This window comes from Oceanobacillus sp. CAU 1775, assembly GCF_054482815.1.
This window is the reverse complement of the sequence record NZ_JBTLRO010000011.1, coordinates 43925-60607: the sequence shown is the minus strand read 5'-3', so window position 1 is coordinate 60607 and position 16683 is coordinate 43925. Positions and strand designations below refer to the sequence as shown.

General features: G+C 35.4%; 17 protein-coding genes. 5 read left to right on the top strand and 12 right to left on the bottom strand.

Annotated elements, in window-relative coordinates; translation table 11 throughout:
- Positions 1-32: 32 nt before the first annotated feature.
- Positions 33-566 (top strand): DUF421 domain-containing protein, encoded by a 534-nt coding sequence (locus ACXYMZ_RS15135; RefSeq protein WP_458949243.1) that lies wholly within the window; start codon positions 33-35, stop codon positions 564-566.
- Positions 567-614: 48 nt separating this feature from the next.
- Here the strand turns inward: ACXYMZ_RS15135 and ACXYMZ_RS15130 are convergent, their stop codons facing one another.
- The 3 genes from ACXYMZ_RS15130 to ACXYMZ_RS15120 form a co-directional block, all read right to left on the bottom strand.
- Positions 615-809 carry a MerR family transcriptional regulator gene (locus ACXYMZ_RS15130; protein ID WP_458949242.1) on the bottom strand — a complete coding sequence of 65 codons (195 nt, stop codon included), beginning with the start codon at positions 807-809 and terminating at the stop codon, positions 615-617.
- Between the two features lie 93 nt (positions 810-902).
- Positions 903-1556, bottom strand: a complete 654-nt coding sequence (locus ACXYMZ_RS15125) for an NADPH-dependent F420 reductase (protein WP_458949241.1) — start codon at positions 1554-1556, stop codon at positions 903-905.
- Position 1557: 1 nt separating this feature from the next.
- A complete protein-coding gene (locus ACXYMZ_RS15120) occupies positions 1558-2601 on the bottom strand; it encodes an LLM class flavin-dependent oxidoreductase (RefSeq protein ID WP_458949240.1) in 1044 nt (347 codons plus the stop codon).
- A gap of 318 nt (positions 2602-2919) precedes the next feature.
- On the opposite strand from ACXYMZ_RS15120, the gene ACXYMZ_RS15115 reads away from it, so the two are divergent.
- Complete coding sequence (locus tag ACXYMZ_RS15115) at positions 2920-3963, top strand: Fic family protein (RefSeq protein WP_458949239.1); 1044 nt, start codon at positions 2920-2922, stop codon at positions 3961-3963.
- Between the two features lie 206 nt (positions 3964-4169).
- Here ACXYMZ_RS15115 and ACXYMZ_RS15110 read toward each other — a convergent pair whose 3' ends face one another.
- Entirely contained in the window at positions 4170-5327 is a 1158-nt protein-coding gene (locus ACXYMZ_RS15110) for a pyridoxal-phosphate-dependent aminotransferase family protein (RefSeq protein ID WP_458949238.1), read from the bottom strand.
- A 293-nt stretch (positions 5328-5620) separates the two neighbouring features.
- Entirely contained in the window at positions 5621-6829 is a 1209-nt protein-coding gene (locus ACXYMZ_RS15105; RefSeq protein ID WP_458949237.1) for a saccharopine dehydrogenase family protein, read from the bottom strand.
- A 209-nt stretch (positions 6830-7038) separates the two neighbouring features.
- Here ACXYMZ_RS15105 and ACXYMZ_RS15100 point away from each other — a divergent pair, with 209 nt between their 5' ends.
- Entirely contained in the window at positions 7039-7557 is a 519-nt protein-coding gene (locus ACXYMZ_RS15100) for a TetR/AcrR family transcriptional regulator (RefSeq protein ID WP_458949236.1), read from the top strand.
- Between the two features lie 580 nt (positions 7558-8137).
- On the opposite strand, the gene ACXYMZ_RS15095 is transcribed toward ACXYMZ_RS15100, so the two are convergent.
- Positions 8138-8881, bottom strand: coding sequence for a hypothetical protein (locus ACXYMZ_RS15095; protein ID WP_458949235.1), 744 nt, complete (start codon positions 8879-8881; stop codon positions 8138-8140).
- Between the two features lie 257 nt (positions 8882-9138).
- Here ACXYMZ_RS15095 and ACXYMZ_RS15090 point away from each other — a divergent pair, with 257 nt between their 5' ends.
- Positions 9139-9693: a CueP family metal-binding protein gene (locus ACXYMZ_RS15090; protein ID WP_458949234.1), complete on the top strand. Its 555-nt coding sequence runs from the start codon at positions 9139-9141 to the stop codon at positions 9691-9693.
- Between the two features lie 122 nt (positions 9694-9815).
- On the opposite strand, the gene copZ is transcribed toward ACXYMZ_RS15090, so the two are convergent.
- The 4 genes from copZ to ACXYMZ_RS15070 form a co-directional block, all read right to left on the bottom strand.
- Complete coding sequence (gene copZ / locus ACXYMZ_RS15085; protein WP_458949233.1) at positions 9816-10022, bottom strand: copper chaperone CopZ; 207 nt, start codon at positions 10020-10022, stop codon at positions 9816-9818.
- Positions 10023-10060: 38 nt separating this feature from the next.
- The gene (gene gap / locus ACXYMZ_RS15080; RefSeq protein ID WP_458949232.1) at positions 10061-11065 is read right to left on the bottom strand and encodes a type I glyceraldehyde-3-phosphate dehydrogenase; all 1005 of its coding nucleotides are present in this window, start codon (positions 11063-11065) and stop codon (positions 10061-10063) included.
- Between the two features lie 36 nt (positions 11066-11101).
- Positions 11102-11734, bottom strand: coding sequence for a nitrite reductase (locus ACXYMZ_RS15075; protein ID WP_458949231.1), 633 nt, complete (start codon positions 11732-11734; stop codon positions 11102-11104).
- A 145-nt stretch (positions 11735-11879) separates the two neighbouring features.
- On the bottom strand, positions 11880-13988 hold the full coding sequence (locus ACXYMZ_RS15070) for a copper-translocating P-type ATPase (protein WP_458949230.1): 2109 nt from the start codon (positions 13986-13988) through the stop codon (positions 11880-11882).
- Positions 13989-14219: 231 nt separating this feature from the next.
- On the opposite strand from ACXYMZ_RS15070, the gene ACXYMZ_RS15065 reads away from it, so the two are divergent.
- Entirely contained in the window at positions 14220-14546 is a 327-nt protein-coding gene (locus ACXYMZ_RS15065) for a four-helix bundle copper-binding protein (RefSeq protein ID WP_458949229.1), read from the top strand.
- A gap of 75 nt (positions 14547-14621) precedes the next feature.
- On the opposite strand, the gene ACXYMZ_RS15060 is transcribed toward ACXYMZ_RS15065, so the two are convergent.
- Both ACXYMZ_RS15060 and ACXYMZ_RS15055 read right to left on the bottom strand, forming a co-directional pair.
- A complete protein-coding gene (locus ACXYMZ_RS15060; RefSeq protein WP_458949228.1) occupies positions 14622-15293 on the bottom strand; it encodes a response regulator transcription factor in 672 nt (223 codons plus the stop codon).
- Positions 15286-16671, bottom strand: coding sequence for a sensor histidine kinase (locus tag ACXYMZ_RS15055; RefSeq protein ID WP_458949227.1), 1386 nt, complete (start codon positions 16669-16671; stop codon positions 15286-15288). Before ACXYMZ_RS15055 ends, ACXYMZ_RS15060 begins: the two co-directional genes overlap by 8 nt.
- Between the last annotated feature and the right edge of the window lie 12 nt (positions 16672-16683).

Below are 16683 nucleotides of genomic sequence, written 5' to 3'. Positions count from 1 at the left end.
TATAATATTATGGTTTCTGGGAGGTTTATTCATTGTCATTCGATACATTGATATTTGACGGTTTCGATACCATACTGAGGACTTTGACAATCGGTATAATGGCTTACTTTGCAATAGTTATTATTATAAGGGTTAGTGGAAAAAGGTCGCTAACCCAGCTTAATGCTTTCGACTTAATTGTTACTGTAGCCCTAGGTTCGATACTATCAAGCATCATCATTAATCAAAATGTAACGATTACTCAGGGAGTCACCGCCTTTTTGGTTCTCATCGTTTTGCAATATATCATCACAAAACTTTCAGTGAACACAAATTTTACCAAAAAATATATTAAGGCATCCCCAATTTTTCTCTATTATAATAATGAATTCCAATATGAGAATATGCAAAAGGAACGCGTAGTTGAAACTGAGATTAAGCAGGCTATCCGTTCAAACGGAAATGGGGCTTTGTCCGATGTCTGGGCAGTCATACTCGAAACGGATGGTAGCCTATCCGTCATTAATAAAAATTCAAATAAAAATATAGACGATAGCAACCCCTTATTTAGCGAAGTAAAAAGGTAAAAAATTGCTCCGTTCATCAGCTAGATGAATTGGAGCAATCTTAATATTTTATGAGTTATCGCTCCTATTTAGCTGCTCCCTTACCTGCTGTTGGATAAACTTGATACGTTCAATTTGTTCTTCATTATATATTTTCTTTCCGTTGATTTCAGCCACATTTCCAAGAAATCCTTTCTCTTCCCAGTTTCGCAGCATGTTTTCATTTATTCCCAATTCTTTTGCAACCTCATCTACTGTCTTCATATATTTTCACTCCTTGCTAATAAAGGTTTAGATTTTTTCCAAATATGCCAAGTCAAATAAAAGATTTTATTCGCTTCTTGTTTTCAATAACTATTATTTTCTAATCTCCTCTAAACTATGCTTTACCATTTCCTTCGATTCTTCTAACCCTAGGCTCGCACCGAATAATGGTTGACCAGTTTCTAAAATAACTCCATTTTTCAAAGGCCCTATATTTAAAGGTGTAAAACCAAAATCATCAACAATCCCTTCTACTTGATCGGTAGCCACTTTATCATCACCAGCAACTAATATTGCTTTTCGGTTTTCCGTTTTTCCCTGCTTGGCATGGTCTACTAAATCATGGTAACCCATATGATTAAAGGCCTTCACAACTAAACTTTCATTAAAATACTCTTGAACCCTTTCCGAAGATGAACGTTCTTCATCAGAAAACACCTCATCCGTTCCATCCACTTCCCACCAATAATTCATGGCATCGATCACAAGTTTATCTTTCAGCCATTCAGAGTCTATTTGTTGATATTTACTGAGTGGTACAGCTAAGATGATGATATCAGCAAATCGAGTAAGTTCTTCTGTTGTATAAGCTTTTGCACCAGGAACTAAAATTTCAACAGTTAATTCAATTTTTTCCGCCGGACCAGATGCAGCTATTCCTACAGAGTAGCCAGCCTGCCTTGCAAGCTGACCAAGAGAGACTCCTAATTTTCCCGCGCCTAATATTCCAATCATTGGTTTGGTCAATTTAATTCCCCTCTTTCAATATTTCTTTCACTCGTGGAATCACTTCTTTTCCGTATAACTCAATCGTTTGGAACCTTTCTTCTTGTAGTTGCCCATTGATTCCGTAAACAAGATCAAAGCGTTGAATATCCATTTCTTTAATCACATTAGCCATTCGTCTTGCAACTGTTTCTGGACTACCAACATAAAATGAACCGCTCTTTACTTCATTTTCAAAGGCTTCGCGACTCATTGGTCCCCAACCACGTTCCATACCAATTTTATTCATCGCTGGAACAATATATTTCCATGCTCTTTCAATCGCTTCTTCATCTGTTTTAGCAATTACCCCATGAGAATGCATACCTACCGGTTGAGCAGGGTTCCCAAATCTTTCCAGAGATTGATTGTATAGGTCAATATATGGCTTAAAACGAATTGGGTTTCCTCCAATAATAGCTAACATTAATGGGTAACCGTAACGTGCCGCCCTAACCACAGACTCTGGTGTACCACCTACACCAATTTGGACATCTAATGTTTTCTCTGTCATTTTTGGATATACTTCCATATTCTCCAGATGCGGTGTGAATTTTCCATTTGAAGTAACTGGCCCACCTTTGACGAGTTTATCAAATAAAGCTATTTTTTCTTCAAATAATTCATTGTAGTCCCTTAAGTCATAACCAAATAATCCAAAAGACTCCGTGAAAGAGCCTCTACCAATCATCACTTGTGATCTGCCATTGGAAAGAGCATCCAATGTTGCAAAGCGTTGATACAAACGGATGGGATCATCAGAACTTAATACCGTAACAGCTGTTCCTAAAGTTATTTTTTCTGTAACAGAAGCTAATGCAGCCAAAATAATTTCCGGGCTTGAAATAGCGTATTCTTCTCGGTGGTGTTCACCTAATGCAAATACGTCAACGCCAACTTCTTCAGCTAATTGTCCTTCTTTTGCTATATTTCGGATGGATTCCTCATAAGAAATCTTTTTACCTGTATTATCTAACGCGACATCTCCAAATGTATCTAGTCCAAATTTTAATTGATTAACATCCATGTTTCCCACTCCATTCACTATTATATAAATTTATTTTATGATTCGTTATACATTCTATTTTAAAGTAGTTTTAATAACATACAAATAAAAGGAACTATAGAAAAGCTAAAATAGCTTGTCAATAAATTTAGCCATTTTAATAGGCTCATTTTATATTAAATATATTCATTTGTATTGTAAATGAATATGTTAAATAATATAATTAGAATAATAATCATATTCATTTTATACAATATGAATATGTTAAAGAGATAATGTGCATGATGAACATGTTCATTTGAATTATCTATGAGTATGTTTTATTTTGGAGGGATATGTATGAAAGTATTTAACTATGGAGCACTCAAAAACATAATGTTACCAATGGAAACCGTTCAACTGATTTCCAAAATTAATGAATATAAAGGAAAAGAAGATTTATATATGCAACAAGCACCAAAAATGTTAAACACACTCAAAGATATTGCCATTATACAATCTACGAAGGCATCTAATGCTATTGAAGGTATTATCATTAAAGATAAGCGTCTAAAAGCATTGATGGAAGAAGGATCTGCCCCATTTGATCGTTCAGAAGGAGAAATAGTAGGATACCGAGACGTGTTAAAACTTGTCCACGCTTCTCATGAGGCTATTCCAATCAATTCTAACGTCATCTTACAGCTACACCGACAGCTTTACAATTATATTTCTACTGAAGGTGGAAAGTGGAAAAATGTTGATAATGTTATTAGCGAAACACTTTCAAGCGGAGAAAAGTTCTTCCGTTTTGCACCTCTTTCATCATTCGAAACTCCAGGTGCTATGGAAAATCTTTGTAACGAATTGAATCAAAGAATGACTAAAGAAGATGTAGAACCACTTGTTTTGATTAGTGTGTTCATTTTGGACTTTTTATCGATTCATCCATTCAATGATGGAAACGGAAGAATGGCTCGAATTTTAACTTTGCTTCTCTTATATAAGTTTGACTTTGAAGTTGGACGCTATGTTAGTCTAGAAAAAGTTATTGAAAATACGAAAGAACGTTATTATGAAACATTACGCCAATCATCTCAAGGCTGGCACGAAAATGATAATGATATTTTCCCTTGGGTAAATTATATATTAAGTACTTTTGTTGCAGCATATAAAGAATTGGAATCAAGAGTTGGATTAGTCAAAACTGGTAAAGGAAATAAATCGGCACGAATTAAAGATTTTATTGACAATAAATTAGGTTTCTTCACAAAAGAAGATATACGTAGAGCTTGTCCTGATGTAAGTGAATCAACGATCAACAGAGTGCTTAATCAACTGAAAGAAGCTGGAGATATTGAACCAACTGGATTAGGAAGAAACGCAAAGTGGAAAAAGATTTGAAGTTAACAAAAGACGTATCTCACTATGTTAAATAACTTAATGAAATACGTCAGTTTTTTTATATAAAGAATGAACAAGAATATAATTTAGGTTCGTAAACCTAAATTGGTACGTCAATACTAAACTAAACAATCTTTTTAATGGATATAAACTTTTTCTGATATGAAATTTAACGTTCCTTAACGAAGATATTTGTTTCTGTTTATTTATTTTGATAACGAAGCTAAGTAAACATTCTGCGCTGCCTGTACTCCAGCTCCTGCTTCAAAATCATAAGAAAAGTCTTGTAATCCTGCTTCTATTAAAGAAACTGCTTGAAGCACATCACTTGGGAAGCAATAGCCCATATGACCAAATCGGAAGACTTTCCCTTGAAGATCGCCAAGTGCACCAGCGAAGTCAAGATGATATTTCTTCTTTAAGTGAGCTAAGAATTCTCCAAGATCCAGTCCTTTAGGAGTACGGATTGCCGTAATAGTTGGGGATGCAACAGCATCACTCGTTAACAAGTCGATAGATAGAGCTTTCATTGATGCACGAACCATATCTTTCATAACTTCATGTCTTTCAACTGCTTTTGAAATGCCGCCTTCTTCCTCAATTAAATCACACACAGCAGATAACCCCATAATGAGTGAAACTGCCGGCGTGTTAGGCGTCATACCTTTTTCTGCCCAATCACGATACGTTAATAAATTTAAATAATAAGCAGTAGGATTGTTATCCTCGATAACTTTCCAAGCCTTCTCACTTACAACAGCAAACGAAAGTCCTGGTGGAAGCATCATTGCTTTTTGTGAACCTGTTACTAAAATGTCGATTTTCCATGCATCCATTTCTACATTTGCCCCACCAACACCACTGACGCTATCCACAATAAAGATTGCATCTGAATGTTCTTGTACTGCTTCCGATAATTGTTTAATAGGATTTATGACTCCAGTTGATGTTTCATTATGTGTTGCAAATACAGCTTTAATATCTGTTAATGGTTTTATGAAGTCTGCTAACTCATCTTTTGAACAAGCTTCTCCCCATTCCTTTTCAAGTTTATGTACTTTCAAACCATACTTCTCGCAAATAGAAACAAAATAATCGCCGAACGCACCAATTGTGACTACAACTACTTCGTCTCCCGGAGAAACACTATTTACAACTGCTGCTTCCAGAGCTGCTGTCCCGCCTGACGGTAAAAGTAGAACTTCTTGCTTTGTCCCAAAGATTGGTTTCACACGCTCCATCGTTTCTCGATATAACTTGATAAACTCTTCTGAACGGTGACTGATCATATCCTGCGCCATTGCCAGCTCAACTCTTTTCGGAATTGGAGTCGGACCTGGGTGTCTTAAAATATTTGAATACATATCTTTTCTCTCCTTCAAGATTTTCTTTATACAGTAGTGATTATCAATCATGATATCATATATCATTAGCATTAGATGAATTAAAACTAAAGATTTAGATATTATTCGTGTTATTCTAGTTATGGATTTCACACTTTATCAACCAACATCAAGATATTTAACTTATTATTAGAAGCATTCGATGGTTACATTTCAGAAATCAATTTGTCTGAAAAAATAAAACTGGCAAAGATGGCAGAAGAAGCAAAAAAGACCTCCCACAAATTTTGTGAGAGACCTCTTATAATTGGATATTATGAATTTAAATCATATGTCACACGTGCAAATCTTCTTAAGAAATGTTCTGTTTTCTTAATAGAATCGAACACTTCATTTACTAGTTTGCCAGGGTTTGAAATCGCAATTTCTGGAATCATAATTCCTGTTTCTTCAATTTCTCCTTCAGCAAGCATACGAGCACCTACTGCCATTGGATAACCTGTTACAGGACCCATTGGTGTTGAGAATCCACTGATGTACATCACCGGCTTACCATCTTTGGTCCCGTGTACTTCAATAATAGAACCAGTTACAACTTCATTTGGTCCACGGTAGCTGTCGTGCAAACCACCTTTATAATCTGGGTTTAACTGAGTTTCTTTTGTTAACTCAAGTAGAACATTACGTGGGGAAACCTTTTTCCCATCTACTTCAATTTCTTCTGTGTTAAGCAACCCTTGTGCGTTAAAGTCTTTGATTAAATCCATTGCTTCAATTGGATAAATTGTTACTTTAATAGGGATGTTTTTGATGTTTGGTAGGGCTTGCGGTAATGTGTGAACTTCTGGGTGTCCTAAATCATATACTTTCACTCGTCCTAAATCACCAAAGATCTCTTCAGGATAATCGTAGTATTCTTCACGAGTTAATCCTTCTACTTCTTTTAGTTCACCATCTTCAAATACTTCGATTGTTCCGTTAAAGTTTTCATACATATGATCCCATACAGCCGGACCACCTTCAACAAGTTCGTCCATAACCATATAAAGACCTGCTGTGTGCACATCATCCATCATAGATGCCGCATGCATAACTTCAACTGGGATTAATCCAGGACTTCCTCCTAGACCAATAATAATTCGCATGCCTTGCTCTTTCGCACGCTTTTGATTTTCCTCTGTCATCACTTCATTAATTGCAGATATATCATCACAAATATCAACATAGTTCTTACATGTTGAATCGAATAAAGCTTCAATTACTGGATTTAGTAAACGATAGAATGGACCTGCTCCACTTGCGACTACATCAACTTGGTTCATTAATCCTACAAGTTGTTCTTTGTTGAAAACGTCAACTTGAGCTGCTCGATACTTTTTATTGCCAATTTCAGCTACTTTTTTCTCAGCCGCTTCAAGATTGTAATCGGCTACAATTACTTCATCAAAGTAATCATCCGCAACAATTTTCTCCAAAGCTGCGCCTGCCATATGACCTGCTCCACCAATAACTAATAATTTCATAAAGTTATTCCCTCCTAATATTTTTACCTTCTGAATTCATTATATCGCTAAATCACTGTACAGTCCAGTCGGTACACTTATCTTTAGTTTTATCCACTCTAAAACGGTGCTTTTAAGATGTGGTAGAATAAACAAAAGAGGAAACCCGATGATTTTTAGATTTGGGAAAGTTATCGTATATTTTTGAGATGAAGGAGCACGAGTTGATTATGGTGAAAGGTAAGGATACAAAAAACGTTATCCATAAAGCTGCTGTGAAAGTCATAGCTCAGCAAGGAATTAATAACTTTTCAATAAACAAGGTTGCTGAAGTAGCCAAAATAAGTAAGGGTGGATTTTTGTATCACTTCCCTTCAAAAGATGCTCTTTTAGAAAGCTTGCAACAATATATCGTAGATTTCGCAAGTGAAATCATTATTGCAGAAAAAGAAAAAAGAGATTCCTATACAGAAGCATTTATTTATGGATGTTATAAAGTTTCGAAGAGTGAGGAAGTAAAAGCATATACTTCGCTATTGAATTATGGTGCAAGCAATCGCGTTGATGAAATGTGGAGTGACTTCTATAATAGAGTATTTTCAAAATTATCAACAGAACTCTCACCTGCCTGGATAAGCCTACTTAGTATCGTAGCTGATGGGGTTTGGATAAAGGGTGCATATCATAAAAATGAAGAGATTGAGTCTGCGTTGGAATTGTTGGTAGAGTTGGCGGGGAAAGTAGAGTGATTAAATAAAACGAGTTTAAAAAAATTTGGGGGTTACGCATCTGAATATTAATAGCAGTTGTATTTCCATGTCTACTATCATCTAAATCTTAATAAGTAAGTTTTATAATTACAAAAGAACTACCTCCTGTAATAGGAGGTAGTTCTTTTCAATTTCAACTATTTATACATTAAAATCTCATAAAACAGGTGTAAAACAAGGAGAGAAATAGGCTTAATTATTTCCCTGGTTGCAAGGCAAAAGGCCTTACATCATGCCGCCCATAAGGTGAGAGGGTGTACTATCTATAACCATATATGCGAGAAGTGCGGTATATCAAATTTTAACTCAATCAAAAGTGTAACATCTTTAACTACATTGTACAGCTTTTCATGAGATTGCGTTAGCCAAATGTTAGCATTTATGCAATATGTTTTTAAGTAAGAAATAGTCTTCTAAATTAATACAACAGAACCTAAAATATGGTGTCATCCCCCCCGTTCATTAACGCTTTAATATAATGGGGGCAGGCACCAAATTGAAGGGTCATAGTAGTAAATGAAATCCCCAGGAAAGCTATTCAGATATAATTAATCATTTCTCAGCCCATGAGCATATGATAAAGATTGTTTCTCAATTTTGCTTCCCTGCCTATGATTTCGATATCATATTCCACTTCTCCGATATTATCCATAGTAATTATCATCATATCGCCAGCTATTATCTCAGTATGGCTTGAGGAAATGGATTGCTCGTTAGTCTGTAATTCTGATTTATTCGTATCCATACCGTGGTGATGATTACTGCTATTCGGTGTATGTGAATTTGGCATCAATGGTCCCACATGATTATACCCAATAGCAAAAAGAACAAATAATACAATCGTGGTGACAGGATGACTGATTATTGCCTTACTATTTATAAACTCCTGTTGCATCATGCGATATAAAATTACAACTATTCCTACGAATAATAGAAACATAACTCTAATTATTGTTTCTTGGTATTCAGCTGCAATCATTTCCCCAAGCATCGCCCCCATCATACCACCCATTATACCCGCTAATGTTCCATCTAGAACTGGCATTATACCTATAGGTAATCCCGCCAAAAATCCAGCTATTATTCCAACTAACATTGCTAGTATAGTAGAGGTAAACAAATCACCTAAAAGTAAAACACCAAATATTACACCGACTGTTAGGCCACCAATCATTCCAATCACCATAGAAATCATCATTCCAGCCATATTCGATATTTTTTTTCTATGACGAGTTGTTTCCCATATAATGAATATCATCAATAGAAAGATGAGCGCAAAAGTTATACCTAAAGCAACTGTCATTTATATTCCCCTTTCAATACTTGTCCCTCAGGCTATTTATATGAAATTTTAAAGTCATTCATTCATATAGATTTTCTTATAAAAAATTTTTTTCACACTTTAGACATAATTTCTTGATAAGTTCTGCATTATTTTTAAGTAAATTATATGTGAAAGCAGTTTTTTACTAAGAAGGTTATTCTGCTAGTGATGAATTTCTATTCAAATAAAAATATTTTATAAGCAATTATTATAAACTCAACGAGGAGAAATTAAAAATGAAGAAAAGTATAATCTTTACAATAATTGGAGTTATCATATTAGGAGTAGCTGTAGTTGTATATCTTGGAAATAGTAGTGATAACACTCCCCAAGCGAGTGAAACGGAGGATATTAAGGAATTAGTTCAAGATTATAGTGTAGGTAATATTAGCAACGAAATGGCTTCGATTACTTCACATGAACTTATTGTTACCGATAGTGAGGAGAAACAAACTACCTATAAATTACCGGAAGATGAATTCTTTGTTTCTATCGCTCCATTTATCAGTCAGACACATCCATGTGATATTCATAGCTTAACTGGGTGTCAAGGTGAAATGGTAGATGAAGAATTTGATGTATATATAGAAGATTCACAGGGGAACGTGGTAGTTGAACAAACAATGAGAACACCTGCAAACGGGTTTATTGACTTATGGGTTCCTCGTGACGAAACCTACCAGGTAACTATTTCACATGAAGGTAAAGTCGCAGAATCGGAATTCTCAACCTTTGAAAATGATAATACTTGTATTACAACCATGCAATTAACAGAAAAAAATGATGCTTAGATTCTTAGGTAAATAGATAAATTAAATTAAAATAATGTAGAGCAGCCAGTAGTCAGTCTTGGTTGCTTTTTCTATTTTAAAAAGCTGGTTTTCAACCTAGAAAACCAGCTTACATTATATTATTATGCTACATCATAACCTTGATCTTCAACAGCTTCTTTCACATTTTCTAATGTAACCTTTCCTTCATCGTAGGTGACTTTCACATGACCACTTTTCAGATCAACTTCTACCGTAGAAACTCCATCTAAACCTTCAAGTGCGCCTTCTACGGACATTTTACAATGCCCACATGTCATGCCCCTAACATCTAAAGTTTTGGTTTGCATATTCTCACCTCCCTTCAAGTAATCTCTTTATTAAAAAATCATTTATTAATTTTAGCTACATATTCAGTCAAACGAACAAGATTAGATGAAAATCCGTATTCGCTGTCGTACCAAGAAACAGTCTTAACAAGCTGATTATCTCCATTTTCAACAATATCAGTTAATGTTGCATCGTAAATAGCACCAGCTGAATTTCCAACAACGTCTGAGGACACGATTAGTTTTTCAGAGTATTCTAATGAGGGGTTTGAAGCTTTTTTCATCGCTTCATTTACTTCTTCAATTGTTACTTTTCTTTCTAAATTTGTATAAAACTCGACGATTGCCCCACCTAAAAGTGGCACTCTCACTGTTGTTCCATCAACAATCCCGTTTAATTCGGGAATGACTCTTCCTACAGCTCTTGCTGCTCCAGTAGATGTAGGAATTGCATTCATCGCTCCTGAACGTCCACGTCTCATATCCTTATTAGGGCTATCATGTAATTTTTGTGATGGTGTATAGGCTTTAATTGTGGTCATATAACCAGTTATAATTCCAAAGTTATCATTTAAAACTTTCGCAATTGGAGCTAAGTCATTGGTTGTACAAGAAGCCGAAGAGATTATCTTATCCTCTTTTGTAATAATGGCCTCGTTAACTCCGTAAACAATCATTTTCGTTTCCTCATCTGCTGGAGCAGTAATAATTACTCTTTTAGCGCCAGCATCTAGATGTGCTCGAGCCTTATCAGCGGTTGTATAAAGACCGGTTGCTTCTATGACAATATCAATTTTTAATTCATCCCATGGAAGATTCTTGGCATCAGTTTCTTGGAAAAGCTTTATTTCCTTGCCATCAACAACCAAGATATCTTCAAGAACTTCAATGTTATGTTTTAATCGACCATAAGTTGTGTCAAATTCTAATAAATAAGCTAAGTTCTCAATATTAACTAAATCATTAATTGCAACCAGTTCTAGTTCTGAATTCGTGTCTAATAATCTTCTCAACGTTGTTCTTCCTACACGTCCAAATCCATTAATAGCTATTTTTGTAGTCATTTATTTTTCTCCTTTAAAGTTAAAGATTAGTATCTTCTAGAAAATATGAAGCTTATCTTTTATGTTATCTAATCCAAAACGGTCTAGGAAACGATGAAACTTTTCCCTCTTTTTCCCGTATTCACGATAAATATCTAGGATTTTATCTACAAGTATATACAACTCTTCTGGCTGTAAACTATCCTGAACTAGCTCACCACCTTTGATATCACGCCCTTTTGAATATCCCCCGATATACAACTCGTAAAAATCTCCATCTTTCATTACACCGATATCATTTATTAACGGCTCTCCACAACCAATTGGACAACCCGTGTATGCAGGTCTTAGGGTAAATGGAACCTCCTGTCCAGCGATACGGCGATTTAACTCCTTGGCTACTGGCATTCCCTCTTCTTTTTCACCTTTACAGAAATTACATGTTCGTAAACTTTTCACAAACTTACCAACTTTATAATAATGTAAACCTACGTCGTCAAACTTTCTTTTTGCATTTTCTAAATCTTCCTTTGGAACTTGAACAATCAATTGTTGTAGCGTGGTGAGTTCGATTTCAGTGTCTTCATCTAAATACTCGCCTAATATAGCTAATTGTTTGGGTTTGAGTTTCGCTCCAAATCCTATTCCACCATTAACTGCTAATGCTACATAGTTTTTATCGTTTATCATTTATCTCTTATCCCCTTTTTATCGAATTTCTGTTTTTCTCTAAGTCTAAACATAACCTTATAAGGTATGTTAATTATTATTTGGAACTAGGATATTCTGAAAATAAAAGACTAAGCTACAATCTAGCCTAGTCCCATATTTCTAGTTAATCTATTTTCAACATTTGCGCATTGATTGCACATATAATCGTGCTTAATGACATAACAACCGCAGCTATTGCTGGAGTGATCACTACACCTACACTATTAAGAACACCAGCAGCAAGTGGTATGGCGATTATATTATAACCAGCAGCCCAGAATAGGTTTTGCACCATTTTTCGACTACTTGCTTTTGACAATTTAATGATATTTAAGATATCTACTGGGTTACTGTTCACTAATACGACATCAGCCGTTTCAAGTGCAACATCTGTCCCTGCTCCAATAGCAATCCCTAAATCTGATTCAGCCAAGGCTGGGGCATCATTAATGCCATCACCAATCATGGCCACTTTATTGCCATTACTTTTTAAATTCTTTACATTATTTGATTTTTCATGTGGTAATACTTCTGCAATAACATTTGTCATTCCAAGTTTTTCACCAACATAATTTGCTACTTTACTATTATCACCAGTCATCATGATTGTTTCTATTCCACGGTCATTTAATTCCTTTATTACTTTATATGAAGATTCCCTAATAATATCAGCTAAAGCGATCATTCCTTGCAACTCATTTTCTTTTAGTACGAAAACAACAGTTTTACCCTGTCCTGCAAGTGTTTCATAAGTGCTCTCATCAAATGGGATGTTATTTGCTCTCATTGCACCTGGACTTATAACAGATATCTCTGCACCATTAACTTTAGCTACCAGACCCTTTCCGGTCAGATTTTGATAATCCTTTACATCATATAATTCTAAATTACGTTCTTTACCTTCTTTTACAATCCCTTTAGCAATTGGATGATCCGACTGTGTTTCTACAGAATAAGCTAACGTCAACAATTCCTCTTCATTAATTCCATCACTTGGATGAACGTCCGTTACACCGAAATTACCTTCCGTTAGTGTACCAGTTTTATCAAAAACAATTTGATCTACTTTCCAACCACTTTCAAATTGCGTTCGGTTACGGATTAGCAATCCTTTCCTAGCAGCAATCGAAGAAGACCTTGCTGTTACTAAGGGACCTGCTAAGCCAAGTGCATGTGGACAAGCGATAATCAAGACTGTAACCATTCTTGCTAATGCGAATTCGTAATCACCTGTCGTTGCCCAGTAGGCAAAGGTAATTATTCCTACAATTACTGCAACATAGAATAACCATTTTGCAGCAGTATCTGCATACCCTTGAGCTTTTGATTTAGTCTTTTCCGCATCACTAACTAATTGGATTACTTGAGAAAGATAAGTTTCATCACCCGTTTTATTAACTTTAATTTTTAATACACCTTCACCATTAATAGCACCAGCAATGGCATTCATGCCTGGTCCTTTTTCCACTGGAACGGATTCCCCAGTTAACATCGATTCATCAACAGTCGATTCTCCTTCAAAAATCTCTCCGTCAAGTGGAATTTTTTCACCCGATTTCACTAAAATGCGGTCACCTGGTACCAAGTATTCAATAGAAACTTCAACAGTATTTCCTGAGTCATCTAGTTTATGAGCTTCCTTTGGCATCAGTTTAATTAGTTCTTCCAATGCTTTTGAAGCGCCCATAATCGATCTCATTTCAATCCAATGGCCAAGTAACATAATAGCAATTAAAGTTGCTAATTCAAAGAAAAAGTCGCTTCCTTCGATAAAGAAGACAGTCAATGAACTATAGACGTAAGCAGCAACAATAGCTAAAGAAATAAGCATCATCATAGCTGGAGTTTTGGATTTTAATTCTTCCCATGCTCCTACTAAAAACGGTTTTCCTCCATAGAAAAAGATGATTGTAGAAAGCAAGAATAACAGCAATGTATCACCAGTGAAATTAACTTCATATCCAAGTAACATCTGGGTCATTTCTGATAAATAGGAAATTGGTAATGCTAGCCCTAAAGAGACCCAAAACCTTTTCTTAAAGTCTTCTATCATGTGTTCATGGTGATTACCATGGCCACCATGCCCTTCATGGTCGTGATCATGGTCCTTATGATTATGATTTCCGTGATCTTCATGCATGCTATCATGACTATGATTGTGTTCATTTTGAAGATGGGAATGGCTTTGCTCGTTATGTCCATCATGCTCATTAGTGTGTTTGTTCTTTTTCATCGTTTTCACTCCTCTTATAACTTTTTTCTTCGTTTGATTGGAATTATTTAGTCTCATCTATTTGTTACTTCAACTATAACACAATATACCCCCTACAGGTATTTATAATGCTGAATACTTTGTTAAGAAACGGTGCAGTTTATGTGCAGTTAGTGTTTTTTAGTTTAATCAAATAAATAATGGGAATTTTATATGGTGTACAGTATATTAATAAAATAGGAGGGTAGGAAAATGTCACATCAGCAACATCAAGAACTAATCCAAGCGCTACATGAATGTATGGAAGCTTGTAATCATTGTTATGATGCATGTCTCAAAGAAGATGATGTAAAGATGGTGGCCGAATGTATCCGGTTGGACAGAGAGTGTGCGGATATTTGTTCTTATTTAGAACAGGCATTATCTAGAAACAGCCCTTTCGTCTCTCAATTAGCGTCGGTTTGTGCGGAAATTTGTGAGGCATGTGGAAGTGAATGTGAGAAGCATAGTCATGAACATTGCCAAAAATGTGCGGAAGCATGTTTCAAGTGTGCGGAGGCATGTAGAAAAGTTGCCTAAAATTATTAATCACAAAAAAGTTGCCTAAGTGAGTTATACTACTCTCAAGGCAACTTTTTATTCATGCATGAAGAGTTATCCTTGAACCCATTTATAGCCAATGCCCCAAACAGTTATCATGTACTCATCAATTGGAAAACCAGCCTTACGGATTTTTTCTCTTACATTTCTTACATGAGAATCAATCGTTCTTCCTTCCGTTTCAGACTCATAGCCCCAAATTAAGTCAATTAATTGGTCTCTAGCAAAAACACGATTCGGCTTCCTCATTAAATGTCCGATTATAGCAAATTCTTTTGGTGTCAATCTTATAGGTACTTTATTATAAGAAAGTTCAAACTGGTCACCGTCCCATAATAAACCATCTATATTAATCTGGTTTGAAGGTGTAATTCTGCGTAACAACGCCTCCATTCTAGCTAATAGTTCATCCTCATTAATAGGTTTCGTAATATAATCATCTGCCCCAAGCTTTAACCCCTTCACTATATCTTCTTTTTGTTCCCGAGCTGTAACCATTATAATTGGAATTTCTGTAAATCGTCTTATTTCCGTGCATAGTTCCCATCCGTCCATTTCTGGCATCATAATATCTAGCAGAATAATATCAAATGCATCCTTTTTTATATAAGCTAAAGCCTCTTTTGCCCCCAACGCTTTCGTACACACATAATTATGAGGCTTTAGATAAAGCGCCAGTAAGTCTAACATTCTTTTTTCATCGTCTACTAACAAAACTTTATTCAATGTCTTCACCCCTTGGCAATGTTATAACTACTGTAGTCCCTTTCCCTAATTGACTTTTAACTTTAATACTCCCCCCGTGGAACTCTACTATTTCCTTTGCGATTGATAATCCTAATCCAGTTCCACCACTAAGTCTGGACCTAGACTTTTCCACACGGTAAAGACGTTCAAATATATAAGGGAGGTCTTCCTCGGGGATACCATCTCCTTCGTCAGAAATTACGGTAATTATTTCTCTTTGATGTTCGAATACTTCTAATAGAATCCTTTTTCCATTAGAAGTATGCTTTTTTGCGTTGTCCAATACATTCAATAGTACTTGTTGGATTCTATCCGGATCAACATTTGCAAGTACATGGTCTGGATAAGATACTAAGAAGGTAATGTTTTTTTCTTCAATAGCAGGTCGCATACGTTCTGTAATCGAATAAATTAAATTCCCAAACTCGACTTCCTGCCTATTTATAATGAATTTATTCTCGTCCATTTTTGCCAGATTAAATAAATTTTTGACCAATACTGTCAATTGTTCCGTTTCTTCCCGAATGATCTCTAGATATTCACTTTTCTCTTTATCCGTTATATCATCTCTGCTAATAATATCCGTATATCCTTTTATATAGGTTAAAGGTGTTCGCAGTTCATGAGAGATACTTGCTAAGAAATCATTTCTTTCTTTTTTCATATGCTCTAAGTCGTTCGATAAGGATGTAATGGCCGTAGCAAGCTCACCAAGTTCGTCATTTCTTATTTGTAATTTCACCCTATTCCTGCCCTTACTTAGCTGTTCTGTTGCTTCCGTCATTTCAATTAATGGTTTTGTTATTAATCTGGAAAGGATAAAAACTGTAAAAATTGTTAATATAATCGTTATAAATCCAATGATTAAAAATTGATCGCTTAGATGATCTACAATTCTTTTTATATTATCTGTCTTAGCAAACATAAATACGTGTCCCTCATGTTCCTCGTTTAGTGTAATAGGACTATCCGTTGCGATATATTTTTTCTCCATCCAGCGTTCTTCTATGATTTCTCCCCACATGGGTATTTGATCCGTATCCGTGTGTTCGATAATCGCGAGCATTTCTTCGTCAATTGGATCAGAATGCACGACTACAGAACCTGATGCATCAGTTATAACCACTGAGAAATCTGTTTCAGACTCCATTATAGCAACGTGCTCTAATGTGGTTTCATTGAAATATTCCTCCAACACATCTCTATGCGTGTTTCCTCTTGCCAAAAGGTTATCCATCACTTCTTCAATCCGTTCATTTGCCAAGTTTGTATATAGAATGAAATAAAGGAAGATTTCAATAATCAAAATAAAAATAAAAAATAGCATTCCAATTTTTAAGGATAATTTATTAAACATTATTGTCTCCTA

Excerpts from the sequence above, each read along its gene's own strand:
- ACXYMZ_RS15130 (WP_458949242.1), bottom strand. The coding sequence starts at position 809 with ATGAAGACAGTAGATGAGGTTGCAAAAGAATTGGGAATAAATGAAAAC.
- ACXYMZ_RS15120 (WP_458949240.1), bottom strand. The coding sequence starts at position 2,601 with ATGGATGTTAATCAATTAAAATTTGGACTAGATACATTTGGAGATGTC.
- ACXYMZ_RS15115 (WP_458949239.1), top strand. The coding sequence starts at position 2,920 with ATGAAAGTATTTAACTATGGAGCACTCAAAAACATAATGTTACCAATG.
- ACXYMZ_RS15110 (WP_458949238.1), bottom strand. The coding sequence starts at position 5,327 with ATGTATTCAAATATTTTAAGACACCCAGGTCCGACTCCAATTCCGAAA.
- ACXYMZ_RS15105 (WP_458949237.1), bottom strand. The coding sequence starts at position 6,829 with ATGAAATTATTAGTTATTGGTGGAGCAGGTCATATGGCAGGCGCAGCT.
- ACXYMZ_RS15100 (WP_458949236.1), top strand. The coding sequence starts at position 7,039 with ATGGTGAAAGGTAAGGATACAAAAAACGTTATCCATAAAGCTGCTGTG.
- ACXYMZ_RS15095 (WP_458949235.1), bottom strand. The coding sequence starts at position 8,881 with ATGACAGTTGCTTTAGGTATAACTTTTGCGCTCATCTTTCTATTGATG.
- ACXYMZ_RS15090 (WP_458949234.1), top strand. The coding sequence starts at position 9,139 with ATGAAGAAAAGTATAATCTTTACAATAATTGGAGTTATCATATTAGGA.
- copZ (WP_458949233.1), bottom strand. The coding sequence starts at position 10,022 with ATGCAAACCAAAACTTTAGATGTTAGGGGCATGACATGTGGGCATTGT.
- gap (WP_458949232.1), bottom strand. The coding sequence starts at position 11,065 with ATGACTACAAAAATAGCTATTAATGGATTTGGACGTGTAGGAAGAACA.
- ACXYMZ_RS15075 (WP_458949231.1), bottom strand. The coding sequence starts at position 11,734 with ATGATAAACGATAAAAACTATGTAGCATTAGCAGTTAATGGTGGAATA.
- ACXYMZ_RS15070 (WP_458949230.1), bottom strand. The coding sequence starts at position 13,988 with ATGAAAAAGAACAAACACACTAATGAGCATGATGGACATAACGAGCAA.
- ACXYMZ_RS15065 (WP_458949229.1), top strand. The coding sequence starts at position 14,220 with ATGTCACATCAGCAACATCAAGAACTAATCCAAGCGCTACATGAATGT.
- ACXYMZ_RS15055 (WP_458949227.1), bottom strand. The coding sequence starts at position 16,671 with ATGTTTAATAAATTATCCTTAAAAATTGGAATGCTATTTTTTATTTTT.